Origin of the sequence: Flavobacterium sp. W21_SRS_FM6 (assembly GCF_052119645.1) — a bacterium.
Taxonomy (GTDB): domain Bacteria; phylum Pseudomonadota; class Gammaproteobacteria; order Enterobacterales; family Alteromonadaceae; genus Paraglaciecola.
In genome coordinates, this window is sequence record NZ_JBGQOM010000001.1 from 26,344 (window position 1) to 39,471 (window position 13,128).

The 13,128-nt window shown below is 41.5% G+C and carries 13 protein-coding genes; 8 read left to right on the forward strand and 5 right to left on the reverse strand.

Annotation, left to right across the window (positions count from 1 at the left end):
* The first annotated feature begins 1 nt into the window (after position 1).
* Both ACEN2L_RS00115 and ACEN2L_RS00120 read left to right on the forward strand, forming a co-directional pair.
* A complete protein-coding gene (locus ACEN2L_RS00115) occupies positions 2-1,168 on the forward strand; it encodes a tetratricopeptide repeat protein (protein WP_441740989.1) in 1,167 nt (388 codons plus the stop codon).
* Positions 1,169-1,326: 158 nt separating this feature from the next.
* Complete coding sequence (locus ACEN2L_RS00120) at positions 1,327-2,223, forward strand: DapH/DapD/GlmU-related protein (protein WP_441740991.1); 897 nt, start codon at positions 1,327-1,329, stop codon at positions 2,221-2,223.
* A gap of 427 nt (positions 2,224-2,650) precedes the next feature.
* On the opposite strand, the gene ACEN2L_RS00125 is transcribed toward ACEN2L_RS00120, so the two are convergent.
* Complete coding sequence (locus ACEN2L_RS00125) at positions 2,651-5,032, reverse strand: TonB-dependent receptor (protein ID WP_441740993.1); 2,382 nt, start codon at positions 5,030-5,032, stop codon at positions 2,651-2,653.
* A 203-nt stretch (positions 5,033-5,235) separates the two neighbouring features.
* Here ACEN2L_RS00125 and ACEN2L_RS00130 point away from each other — a divergent pair, with 203 nt between their 5' ends.
* From ACEN2L_RS00130 to ACEN2L_RS00145, 4 genes are all read left to right on the forward strand, one after another.
* Complete coding sequence (locus tag ACEN2L_RS00130) at positions 5,236-5,640, forward strand: hypothetical protein (RefSeq protein ID WP_441740996.1); 405 nt, start codon at positions 5,236-5,238, stop codon at positions 5,638-5,640.
* 276 nt (positions 5,641-5,916) lie between these two features.
* Complete coding sequence (locus ACEN2L_RS00135) at positions 5,917-6,222, forward strand: DUF883 domain-containing protein (RefSeq protein WP_306022496.1); 306 nt, start codon at positions 5,917-5,919, stop codon at positions 6,220-6,222.
* Between the two features lie 9 nt (positions 6,223-6,231).
* Positions 6,232-6,636, forward strand: a complete 405-nt coding sequence (locus ACEN2L_RS00140) for a hypothetical protein (protein WP_306022497.1) — start codon at positions 6,232-6,234, stop codon at positions 6,634-6,636.
* 17 nt (positions 6,637-6,653) lie between these two features.
* On the forward strand, positions 6,654-6,941 hold the full coding sequence (locus ACEN2L_RS00145; RefSeq protein WP_441740999.1) for a hypothetical protein: 288 nt from the start codon (positions 6,654-6,656) through the stop codon (positions 6,939-6,941).
* A 148-nt stretch (positions 6,942-7,089) separates the two neighbouring features.
* On the opposite strand, the gene rraB is transcribed toward ACEN2L_RS00145, so the two are convergent.
* Both rraB and ACEN2L_RS00155 read right to left on the reverse strand, forming a co-directional pair.
* On the reverse strand, positions 7,090-7,449 hold the full coding sequence (rraB, locus tag ACEN2L_RS00150) for a ribonuclease E inhibitor RraB (RefSeq protein WP_306022499.1): 360 nt from the start codon (positions 7,447-7,449) through the stop codon (positions 7,090-7,092).
* A 36-nt stretch (positions 7,450-7,485) separates the two neighbouring features.
* Positions 7,486-8,226: a 1-acylglycerol-3-phosphate O-acyltransferase gene (locus tag ACEN2L_RS00155; protein ID WP_441741002.1), complete on the reverse strand. Its 741-nt coding sequence runs from the start codon at positions 8,224-8,226 to the stop codon at positions 7,486-7,488.
* A 178-nt stretch (positions 8,227-8,404) separates the two neighbouring features.
* Here ACEN2L_RS00155 and ACEN2L_RS00160 point away from each other — a divergent pair, with 178 nt between their 5' ends.
* Positions 8,405-9,544, forward strand: coding sequence for an HD domain-containing phosphohydrolase (locus ACEN2L_RS00160; protein WP_306022500.1), 1,140 nt, complete (start codon positions 8,405-8,407; stop codon positions 9,542-9,544).
* A gap of 233 nt (positions 9,545-9,777) precedes the next feature.
* On the forward strand, positions 9,778-10,482 hold the full coding sequence (locus ACEN2L_RS00165; protein ID WP_441741005.1) for a hypothetical protein: 705 nt from the start codon (positions 9,778-9,780) through the stop codon (positions 10,480-10,482).
* Positions 10,483-10,568: 86 nt separating this feature from the next.
* Here ACEN2L_RS00165 and glnG read toward each other — a convergent pair whose 3' ends face one another.
* Together glnG and glnL are read right to left on the reverse strand one after the other, a co-directional pair.
* On the reverse strand, positions 10,569-11,987 hold the full coding sequence (gene glnG, locus ACEN2L_RS00170) for a nitrogen regulation protein NR(I) (RefSeq protein WP_441741008.1): 1,419 nt from the start codon (positions 11,985-11,987) through the stop codon (positions 10,569-10,571).
* Positions 11,984-13,066 (reverse strand): nitrogen regulation protein NR(II), encoded by a 1,083-nt coding sequence (glnL, locus tag ACEN2L_RS00175; RefSeq protein WP_306022503.1) that lies wholly within the window; start codon positions 13,064-13,066, stop codon positions 11,984-11,986. The genes glnG and glnL overlap by 4 nt, the downstream gene beginning before the upstream one ends.
* Positions 13,067-13,128: the final 62 nt, after the last annotated feature.

The window sequence follows — 13,128 nt, forward strand, 5'->3', positions numbered from 1 at the left end:
TATGGTTAAGCGTCGTTTTATCGTCTCACATTGCAGTAGCATAGTCTTTTTTTTCGCTTTGAGCGCTTGTTCGAGTACCACAAGCCAGACTGCCAACCCCATCAAAAATCAAACAACACCAGCAGAGATTATTGATAATACATTGAGTCCTTTTCAGTTTAATCAGGGCCTACAGCAGGACTTAAACAATAACAACAGTGCGGGTCTACAAAGCAAAATCGACGTACTTAGCATTGCTAAGCAATTGCGTAATATTCAGTCGACTCAGTTTTCAAACCCTTTGGTCACAGCCAAAACAGCGGCTGATTTAAAACAACAATTGGTCTCAGGCATGCTTGAACTATCAACGTCATTCACTTGGCGTTATTTGCATTCAGAGGAAAAGGCTGACAATAAGTTAGCCGCTTACTACCGGATTGAAAGTGAAGGAGGCTACAGTTATGTTACTTTCTGGCTGGAGCAGGACTCATACAAAATTTATGACTTTCATCCGGTGTCATTTTATTATTCTGCCCTAGACTTTGTGGGTGAATTTACTCAGCTTTTTAGCAAATATAGCCATAAACAAGGGCAATTAAGTAACTTAATTTTAGCCATCCAAAAAAACCAATGGGATAAAACCATCAGTTTGTATCAGGCTATTGATGCAGATATAAAAGCAGAGCCTGCGCTGAACGATTTTTTGCTGCGCAAATACAGCCAGATGCAGGGCGACAATCCTCAGTTTACTAACGTGTTGATGAGCGCGTTTGAGCAACAAGGTTTAAGTTCACTGTTGTTCGAATCGCTTTACATTCAACAAGACAATTTCAACCAAGCAATAAAAATGGTTGAAGGCTTACCCCAATACGCTCGCCAAGACAGTAAGATGCTTAGCGAATTAGCTATTTTACATGCCTACAATCAAGATTTTAGGTCTGCAATATTATTTGGCCGCCAGTCTATTATGGCCGGACCTAACGAGAATGAAGCGTATATCGTGTTACTTCAGGTCAGTTTATTAGCTAAAGACTACGCCTTAAGTATCGAACTTATGGACGTACTAAGCAGTAAATTTAATTTCTTGATGGGGCAAGGTGTTATTGCAGAACTTGATGAAAGCGATACTTTTCTGCACTCCGATGAATATAAGTTGTGGTTGGAAAAACATTCGACAAATAAAAGCTAACGTTGCGAAATCAGTTAGGCAAACAATGAGTCTAGATTGGCACTCAGCCCAACACTATCTAGACACTTTGGTTGTAAACTATAAACAAAAGGTGGCTGCTATGAAGCGCAATACAGGCCATAATCTGCAAAATTTTTTGATTTGAAATAGGAAACATCATGACAACAACTCGTATAGGCCATCGCTATTTCGACGTAGAAAGCGGCAAGACATTGGATGTATGGTTTGCTCGTAGCAATAAAAAAATCGAACGTAGTTGTCTTGCTAAAAAAGTAGGACTCATTCAATGTGAATTCATTGAATTAAGCATTGAACTGGATCAAGCACCTAAGTCTGCAGAAGATGCGTACTTACGCCTGCATTTATTATCTGAATGTGCCGTACTACCCAATAGCATCAACCTTGAGGGCTTGTTTGGTCAACTTAACAATGTCGCTTGGACCTCTGCGGGCCCTGTATTGCCCAATAAAGTGGAAGAGCTAAAAGGCGCCATCGCCGTTGAACATCACCATTTAGTGGTTTACTCCATTGATAAATTTCCGCGTATGGTTGATTACGTGATCCCTGAAGGCGTGCGTATTGGTGATGCTGATCGCGTACGTTTAGGTGCTCACTTAGCCTCTGGCACAACGATTATGCACGAAGGGTTTGTTAACTTTAATGCCGGCACTACAGGCAGTTCGATGGTCGAAGGCCGTATATCACAAGGCGTTATTGTTGGTGATGGTTCAGACATCGGTGGCGGTGCATCAACCATGGGTACCTTATCAGGCGGAGGCAAAACCATTAACGCTATTGGTGAGCGCAGTATGGTAGGCGCAAACGCGGGTATTGGCATCTCGTTAGGCGATGACTGTATTGTTGAAGCAGGTTTATATATTACCGCTGGCACCAAGGTAGTAACACCTGATGGACAAATTGTCGCGGCTCGCCAGTTATCAGGCATGAATGGTTTACTGTTTAGACGTAACAGCCAATCGGGTGCAGTAGAAGCCATCGTCGCTGATTCTTCAAGTTGGGGCGGCTTAAACGCCAGTTTGCATAGTAACGATTAAGTTGTTTCGTAGTAAGTGATACCCTCGTTAAACCGCGCTAAAGCGCGGTTTTTCTTGTTCGGTATTAATTGCATTAATCGGATAAGGTATCACTACAACGTAGTCGTATCTATTTAACCACGTCACCTGGCCTGTGCGACTAATGTGCAGACTACTGAGTGTACAAAGTCACAGCTATTACAGTTACCAGAAGCCTCAAACCGATAAACCTGATGACCTAACGCATCAAGAGATGTTGGAGTGGACAAAGGATATCACCAAGTTCAGCAACAACACCTAAGACAAACGACGACGAAGTTTCAAAACCAAACTGCTAGCGTTATAGGAATACCAATTACCTTGTCAAAATAAAAAAGAGCGAGCTTACGCTCGCCCAACCAGGGAACACCTAATCAACCGAAGGTCAATCACATGCTTAACACGCAGTTTAAAATTTAGCCATTAGATTGATTGCCGCTGTGCGAGGGGCGCCAATCCAAGCCCCCCAACCACCAGCAATGCCACCTAAGTAACTCTTGTTTAAAACGTTATTGACTGTGAACCTTAACTCTACAGTTTCTATACCGCTCACAGGTCTATCTACCGCTATTCCGGCATATAGATCACTTATAACATAGGCATCTGCCACCTGAGTATTGGCTGCATCGATAAAACGGTCATCAACCCATTTAGTCGACATACCAGCAAAGCGGGTATCTTTTATCCAATCAAGGGATACCACCGCCATGTTTTTGGGTGAACCGAAAACCGTATTTCCCGCTGGGAAACTTAATTCAGTAGAACTGCCATCTGGCAAATCTATACTACTGTCAACATAGGTCGCTTCGTTATGAGTATAAGATGCATACACTTGCCAATTATCTGTAATACTTAAGGTGATAGACGCTTCAATACCATTGGATTCAACCCCACCTACATTCAAATAATTACCGTTTTCACCCGATAAATAATCCACTCCAGAGGCAGAACCCGGCGCGATGAAGGTCAAACGATTGTCAAATTGGATATCGTAATAGGTCAAGCTCAGGCTTAAATCATTTGATACATAACGCAAACCTAAATCGATATTGTCTGCCGTTTCAGGCTCAACATTGGTAAATCTGGAGGGATCTGCCTCTAGCACACCATCTTTAATGGCGGCAAAATTTTGCGCATAGCCAGCAAACAACTCCAAACCATTAATTGGCATCGGCACAACAATACCAGCAGAGAACAACAAATCCGAATCAGAGTTAACCTTTAAGTCTGCATCTACAGCAAAATTATCGTTGCGCTCTAAGTCGACATAAAACTGTTTAGCTCCAAAACGCAATGTTGCCCAGTTCATGTTTATTTCATTTTCTAAATAAGCCATCACAGTTTCGACTGGGAAAGAGCGGTCATACTGGATCCAGTAAGGCGTATGATCAAATTCATACCCTACTTCAGCATCTATAATTTTTTGCCAACTACGGGTCTCATCACGTTGATAATTTTCGTACCACAAACCGCCACGTAAGGTATTTTCCATTTCACCAATTTGACTAAACCAAGCAAAATCGGCATTAAAGCCAATACGTTCTTTTTTATAATTAGTCGTACGATAAGAACTGACCGGAATAGCGCTTGATACATAGCAAGCTGAATCATATTCTCTGCCTGCTCCGCCGTAAGGAAAGGTAATAGAGCTAGTACAGGAAGGATCCGGACTGAGGGCATTCCCCTTGTTGTCAACAAAGAAAAGGGTGCCCAAAGCAGAACCACCCAATACAGTATTACCTGATACTAATTCTGAATGCCCGACATTATCACCGTCGGCCTTAACATCAACAATATAAGGAGGAACCCAATCACCACGTCCTTCATTTTTATGATAATAGGCGTTGGCGGAGAATTCTAAGTTGTCTTTTTTATAATCAGCGCTGATATAGGCAAATAAATTTTCTCGCAAGGTAGACCAGCCAAGACGATATAATTGATCAACATAAGGCACGCCTGTCCAGTCTGAAGTCAATCGATCCCACTCTGGGTTTTGCTCAAATTCAGTAAGGGTGATACGTTGATAGTTATCTTCATGCGTATCATCCCAAGAAACATAGGCTTTTATTTCAACATCACCCATCAAACTAACCATTTTACCCGCTAAATGATCACGTTTATTCTCTGCTGCTTGGTCAATCCAATCACTGTTTTGACTGCTGGAAGCACTAAACCAGGCATAGGTATCTTTGGCAACTTCACCGGTTTCATAACGTACAAAGTATTTTTGTGCTTGGAAATTCCCCAAAGACACACTCACTACCATATTTTCATCTGAATCAGGATTTTTAGTCGTGAAGTTGAGCGTACCGCCTAATGCCTCGTTAGAACGTGATGCGATGTCCCCTGTACCTTGAGACACTTCTACCCTACCCAGATTTTCTGTGTCTATATATCGGTTGGCTTTAGCACCACCACCGTAGTTAGAGTTACCATTGGCAATACCATCAATCGTAATACCAATTTGTTGTTCGTCTAAACTCAATTGGAAACCGCGTATTGAAACAGTGGTTGACCAGTCATCAGAGCCAAAGGTATCACCTTCGTTCACCAATACACCTGGTAAATTATCGATCACCGCTAAAGCACTTGTTAAGGCGCTTTGCTGTTTGAGCATCTCGTCAGAGGTTTGATTATTAGCATAAGACACACTTTTTCCTACAACCGTAATTGATTCCATTGTCTCTGCAGTTTCTAAGATTTCTTCAGCTATGACTGTATTACAAAGACTAAGTGTTCCGATGGCTAAGGTCATCGCCTGAGTTAATTTTGAGAATCTAGGTCTATACACAAAGTTTTCCTGATAGTTATTTTAGGGCGGCTTAATGTGACGTTGTTATATGACAGTTAGATAGATATTTGATGATGCTTAGTTTATGCTTTTGCGACACTTTTTTTACAACAGACAGGCTCCTTACTCGAATAAGTTATTTAATCAAAAGAAAAAGTATATTAAGTACTTAAAATTCGATACTTTAGACAAGGGAGGAGCTAATGATTAGAAAAAATACTTGTTCAATGGAAGTGAGCGGTCAAGTGTTGTGCGTTAAATTACGCGGTGTTTGGACTAAGAATACTGTGAGAGAAGTCTTGGCTGATTGCCAAAATCAGGTACAAGAGATCAAACATCTTCCTTGGGCTGCTTATGTAGATATTCGTGATTGGGTTATGCCTTCATTAGAGGCGATGGAAGGGTTTCAGCAAATATACGACTGGTGCTGGGCTAACGGCCAAACGCATGAAGCAACGGTTTGTCGCTTTGAACTGCAAAAAAGCATCATTGGGGATGTATCAAATTATAGTGAAGAATATCATTTCTTTACTCAAGAATCGGCAGCAGCCTGTAATTGGCTTGAGGAAAAAGGTTTTCCTGTCTTACTTCCTAAAAGCATCGAATAGATTTACCCCACACTGTAACTCTCTCCTCATTAAATGCATTTTGTTTGTTTTACAGCCCTGTAATATTTACCTGCCATCCGTACAATTTACCTATGACATAAACTTCAGCCATTCGAACCAGGCCTTAAGCTACTGAATTTAATGCATTTTATTTTATGGCTTAGCTCTTGCTGCAGTTACATCAAGAGGAACAATGATGATACCAAGGGTGCTATCTGAGTTGCTTCCTAATTGCAGTTAACTTTTTAAATAATTGTCATCAAAAGGAGATTTACTATGGCTACAGCAACTATGAATACGACTACAACTCACGCTAAATCAGCTTCACCTGTTACTGAGAAAACCACTGAGGCTTTGCACAAAGCAGTGGATTCACTTTCAGAAAAAGCCTCTGGAGGAGAGGAGAAACTGCGTGAAACGCTATCTCAGTCAGCAGAATCAATGGCCAAACAGCAAAAAATGATAGAGGAAAAGTGGCAATCTTCGAAGGTTCGCAGCTTTGCTCTAGAAAATCCTCTCGCCACTGCGGGTATTGCGTTCGCTGCTGGTGCACTGCTAACTTCTTTACTCCGTAATAAATAGTAGCCACTGATGTCTGACTCGGATAATACATCAATCCCACAAGGCCCCCAACCATCCATGGGGGCTGATGTGAAACAGTTGCTGGATTCAGCTGACTTGTTAATTGATGGCTACAAGGATAAGTATTCCGCTCAGGTCAATTTAGCAAGCAAGGAGTGGAAACTGTCTAAACAATCTCTCTCCATGCTATTAATGCTTACCATGTTCATGTCTGCAGTTTTAGCAAGTTTATGGATATTGTTTAACGTAGCATTGGGCTCGGTGATGCACAATGCGGGTTGGCCACTGTACCTACTAAGTTCAGTCTTAATCGTACTGAATCTGCTACTACTATTTGTGTTATGGCGAACCATTAACTCGCTGGCAGACCGGGTAGGCTTTTCACGCAGCATTTCCGCCTTATTTAGTAAATAATCATGAGGATATAAGGTATGTTAGCGAATTGGTTAGTATCTACAGATATGCGAGCCGTCAAACAAGCTGAACTTGAGTTATTCAAGACGCAGCAGCAAGTCGTAGCACAGAAGTGGTTATTGAAAAAACAAACGCAGTCTTTTTTCAGACGTAAGGACACCCTATTATGTGTGTTTCTCGCAGGGTGCTTGAAAGGCTTTAAAGAAGGAGAAAGTCAATCATCGAGCAGCAGCTTAATTGGCACTGCATTCACCCTATTTAGAATCGCGTCACCGCTTTTAGCGGGTTCAGGGTCTGATCAATAAGCGAAAATCCGATTGCCCTATTTCATCACCTGCACTGTTTAACATCTCGCTTACATTAAGTACTACTTAGTGAAGCTTGAGTAGTACGTAATGTATCTAGGGCCATATTGTTAAATGAACGAGCGACGCTATATGACGCAAACCAACATTAGCTCTCCTCTATCTCTATAAAATACGTACCCCAACCATCGTAATGCACCTTGTGTTTAGTCGCAATTGCCAACAATTTTTCAGTATCGGTATTAATTAAATCAAGTTCTAGCATGCGCTCTACAACGGCATCGAAGCAGAATACTTCACCACCATCGTCTAATTCCAGTTCTTCAGCGTCACCCACTTCAAATCCGGCCTTGAACGCATCAACTGCTGCTTTCTCGAGGGCTTCAAAATTGGCGCTAGCAAAATGATACTCGATGGTATGTGCTTGTTTGCTGTCACTGCCATCTTCAATTAACGCTTCTATGGTTTCTTGGTTAAAATCGTACCACTCTTGTAATTCGGTGCTCATAGTTATTCCTGTCGATAGGGGGTGGGTAGTTAGCGCTTACAGATGTTCAGCCAATTCGCCATCTAGTTTTTCAATTTGTTGAGTCATTTGTTGATGAAAATAACCGACCCATGCTTTAGTACCTTTTGAACTATCCATCAATTGAGGCTCACTCACTTCAATAATTAATGTGCCGTTATTCCAACGATTGAGTTTCACCTTGTTATGTAAATTACTCGCTGCAATCGTTACCACTGGTGCGTTTGCCACTTTAGCCAATCGAAAAGCACCTGACTTAAAAGGCAGTAAACCTCGGCCATAACTTCTGGTGCCTTCTGGAAAAAACCACACTGATAGCTTTCTATTCTGAATTTTATTGGCCGCTGTGGTTAAGGTATCTTGGGCTTTACCTGAATTATCTCGGTCAATCATAATGTTGCCTGACAACCAATAAACCTGACCGAATATCGGGATCCACTTCAAGCTTTTCTTACCTACTGTCACCGTTCCATGCTGAGCTGCAGCACATATAGTGAGTAAATCATAACTGTTCTGATGGTTGGCTATAAAAACAAATGGCCCACCTTGCTTAACACTATCAGGAACTCGAACATCTAACTTTAAACCCAGAAAAAATGACACACTGCTATACAGTTTTCCTGCAACATAAACGTTATTGCGGTGGAATGGACGCAGCAGGCACACTAGAATCAACACAAGATTGATCAATAAAAAATAGAAAAAGATGATAACAATGCGAAGTAAGGCTAACACGGTGTATCCGAAAGATAAGAACATCGGCACAGTATACCGACTTTTAATGTTCGCCTAAACTCCTACCACTTATCGTTTTTATTTTGTTTGATACAAGATATCCCATTAAGGTGTAAGTAATTTGTGAATTATTGGCCAAATTGGCCGATACTCTTTTAACTTTCTATCGCTCAATCATGCTGACCCCAAAAGGCCAATAATAATGAAGACATTTCAACATGAAGATCTTGATGAAGACATCTTGACGGATTTACTCGAAGAAATTAACGAACTCTACGAAGCCAGCGAACAAACGCTTATTGAACTTGAATTAAAGCCCCACGATAACGAAATGCAACGTGCCTTATTTCGTTCCATACACACGATAAAAGGTGATTTAGGCTTAGTGAGTTTCACGCCTTTAATTCCCTTATTACAACATGTTGAAGATCTTCTAGACTTTTTGCGTAAAGGTCAGATTGAATACACCAGTAATATGAGTGACTTAGTGCTGTTGACTATGGATAGGGTCAAAGGTTTCGTGCAAAGTTGTATTAGTGAAGGGCGCGCAGAATATGATGACGTACTCTATTCTCAACTCGTCACCCAAATAATGCGTATTTCACCGGAAAACAGTGAGCAACATGAAAAGCTCCTCGCCGAGGCTGTATTGCTGCTAGACCCCAGTTTAGATTTACATCCTGGCGACAATAATACTGCCAGTGAAACCACTACCAATTCTCCGATTAGCATAGCCACCACGGGTATACCAAAATCCATTAGTAACGAAAAACGAACGGATATTTTGTTTTTTCGAGAGCTGATGAAACCCATTGAAAAACGCTCTATGTATTGGGAAGGCCGGGGTGATCGCATTGCAAAATTAGCCGCTTACATCAATAAAATTGCGGGTTCCCCCATTGACGAAGACCAGCTAGCCGTTGCTTGCTACATGCATGACTTTGGTATGGCTTTTATGCCAATTCACCTCTTGCATAAACAAGGTACATTAGAGGATCAAGAATTTAATTTGATGCGGTCGCATGTGTATAAAAGTGCCCGTTTGCTGGAATATTTAACTCAATGGAACGATGCGCGTAAAATTGTTATGCAACATCATGAACGCATTGACGGATCAGGTTATCCTTTAGGTTTAAAAGAGAACGATATTTGTGATGGTGCTTTGCTCCTTGGGATACTGGATACTTTTGATGCCATTACCCATGCTCGAGCTCACGAAGCCCACTTACAACGACCCAAGAAAAAAGCCGTTATTGAAATAAACCGTATTGCCAAAGGGCAATTTAGTACCAAGTGGATGCAAGCCTTTAACTACGGTATGGCAGCTTTACTTACAAAATAACGACCTGAACTTCCTCACAAGGGAATGTCTGAGTTCTTAGTTTGCAATAGGTAGCATTATTGCAAATAGCCGCCTATATATTATAAACAGTAAAGGGGTTACAACCAAAAGTAGGTTACCTTTGAACCCCTCTTATGTAGTCGCATACCAATTAGTTAATGGCGCGCCCATTAGTGTAACGCACTCCTGTTAAATGCAGTCCTCCTCTCAATTACAATACGGCTCACAGTAATATGACAGAATGTAATCGTCGAATTAGCCTAAAGTCACTCATAGCGGGCACTCTGTTCACCCTACTAAGCCACCTTGACTATGCCTATGCCTATGCCCATGCCGAAGCCAATACAAACTTTTCGGTTTCATATATGGACTATCCACAAAATGAACCTTACCTAAGCCTTATTACTGATGTCTATAAGGAGCTAGGAATTACTATTTCGTTAATACCCACGCCTGCCACTCGTGGATTAAAACTAGCAAATGAAGGCAAAGTAGACGCTGATATAATGCGTCTTAGCAAGTCAGCAAGAGAGTACCCTAATCTAATCGTAGTTGAACCACCGTTAAAGATCGTCAAATTAGTCCTTTTGTGTACGCAAAACGTAGTATGTGACTCTACGGTTTTGGAAGATAAAAAAGAAGTGTTGCTGACTACTGAGGGAATATTAAATTATTTAGATAAGTACAACGTTCAAGCCACTTTAGAAACCATTCAAATCGTCGAGAACATCGCTAAAATGCTAAGTTTAAAACGTACAAACTATGCCATATTTGTTGTCGATGACAGTATTGAGATTTTTAAACCCTTCAAACAATTCACCTTAAAAGACATTTCTTTGTATCACCTCATACATAAAAAGCATGCTGAGCTATTACCCAAAATAGAACAAAAACTACGTGAAAAATTACTTTTGCGTGACGCTAGCACCAAGCCTTAACTCAGAACCTGAAGCGAATACAGCAGTTCAGAATGATAGAAAAACACTGTAGTAAGTAAGGCTTTCTATCACTCTTTACATTTGGTTTATTCGTATTGTTTTAAATTAAGCTCTTTGAGTTTTCTAGTCAGGGTATTTCTGCCCCATCCTAAACACTTGGCGGCTTCCTGTTTATGACCATGGGTGTAATGTAGCGCACGTTCCAGCAAAATACGTTCAAAGTTTAATACTGCCTCATCTAAAATATTACTCTGCCCTGATTGCAGTTGCACGTCAGCCCAACTGGCAAGCAAAGTCTGCCAATCATTACCTTTTGCAGAGTGCTCGGTCACTATAGGTTGTTGATGGATTTCTGGTGGCAAATCATGAGGCAATACCTCCTGACCGCTTGCCATAACTGTCAGCCAGCGACACATATTTTCGAGTTGACGAACATTTCCAGGCCATGGGAGCTGTTGTAAAATTTTCTTGGTATCTTTGCTAAGGGATTTACTTTCAACCCCCAGCTCAGCTGCCGCTTTTTGTAAAAAGTGGCCGGCTAACAAAGGAATATCTTCTCGTCTTTCGCTGAGTTTTGGTATATGGATACGGATGACGTTCAAACGATGATATAAGTCTTCCCTAAATTTCCCCTCAGCAACGCTTTGTTCCAAATTTTGGTGAGTCGCAGCAATGATCCTGACATCCACAGATACAGGGTTGTGACCGCCAACCCGATAAAACTGACCATCAGCCAAAACACGTAACAAGCGGGTTTGCACCCCAACAGGCATATCCCCAATTTCATCCAAAAACAAGGTGCCGCCATTGGCTTGTTCAAAGCGACCTTGGCGAGCATTTTGTGCCCCTGTAAAAGCCCCTTTCTCATGGCCAAATAACTCTGATTCAATTAAATCTGCCGGAATAGCCGCCATATTGAGTGCGATAAAGGTTTGTTTTGAACGTGGGCTGTGTCTATGTAATGCCTGTGCCACCAACTCTTTACCTGTACCTGATTGCCCATTAATTAACACACTAATACTAGAGCGAGATAAGCGTCCAACAGCTCTAAACACCTCTTGCATGGCTGGTGCTTCACCAATGATTTCAGTGGCTTTAATCAATTCAGGAGATTGATATTGTTTAGTTTGTTCTCTGGCATGGGTTAACGCACGGCGGACTAATCCAACGGCTTCATCAATATCAAAGGGTTTGGGTAAATATTCAAACGCACCGCTTTGATAGGCATTAACCGCACTGTCTAAGTCTGAATGAGCGGTCATAATAATCACCGGAATATTGGGGTACAGTTTATGGACTTTGCCAAGCAAGGTCATACCGTCCATTTGCGGCATACGAATATCTGACACGATAACTTCGGGGGCTTGTCCTGTCTCTAACTGCAGCAATAAGTCTTGGGGGTTTTCGAAACTAACACAACCGAGATTGGCAGTTTGTAGAGCTTTTTGAAGCACCCAGCGAATTGAACTATCGTCATCCACTATCCATACGGGTTCTGAACTCATTTATCTGCTTCCTTCTTATCAATGGGTAAATATAGGGTAAATTCTGTGTGGCCAGGCCAACTATCAACTTCAATTTTTCCGCGATGATGGCCAATCAATGTTTGTGAAATAGATAAGCCCAGCCCAGTTCCGTCTTTTTTGCTGGTTACCATGGGGTAGAAAAGTGTGTCTTTTAATTCATTTGGTACGCCTGGACCATTATCGATTATTTGGATCTTTAAACATAAGGGAAAGGTGGTACCGTGAATGATCACATGCCTTTCTATTCGTGTTACCAAAGTAATTTGTGAATCATCAATATGGATATTGTCAGTGAGCACCTGAACGCTGTTTCTGACAATATTGAGTACTGCTTGTTGCAGCATATCTTGATCGATATATAAATCAGGAATACTGGGATCGTAATCCCTCACAATTTTAATATTGTGACTTAAATCTAGACTGACCAAAGTACATATTTTTTCTAATACTTGATGAATGTTTTGCCAAGTGAAGTTAGGTCTCACATTGGGGCCCAGTAAACGGTCAACCAAATTTCTTAAGCGGTCTGACTGCTCAATAATGACAGCGGTGAACTCTTTTTGATCAGGGGACGCCAGTTCCTTTTCAAGTAACTGCGCTGCGCCACGGATCCCGCCCAACGGGTTTTTAATTTCGTGAGCTAAACCACGCACTAATTCCCTGGCCGCTTGTTGCTGCGCCCATTGATGGGTTTCTTGGCTAATTCGTTTTTGTTGCTGTACTAAGCGAATTTCAAGCAATATCTGCTGAACATTATTTTCAAGCATATTTGTGACTGAGACATCCGCCAAGATATGACGACCATCAGCGAAGGAGATTTGCACCTCACCATCCGAAAATGCTTCACCATGTTGCGTACTATGATCAAAGCGATTTAGGTCTAAGCTGCTGTGCACAATATATTGAAAGACCGAACAACCTACTAACAAGTTTAAACCTCGGTCAAAAACCGATTGGGCAGCATGATTGGCGTAGATTATTTGTAAGCTATCGTCGAGCAACAATACCGCCGTCGAGAGGTTATCTAATAAATTGTCCAAGTTGGGAAATGTTGACATAGACTCATTTTCATCAAGCACTGTTTCGGTGCAGTATGGTTTAGTTTTGCCGAGACTTTAGT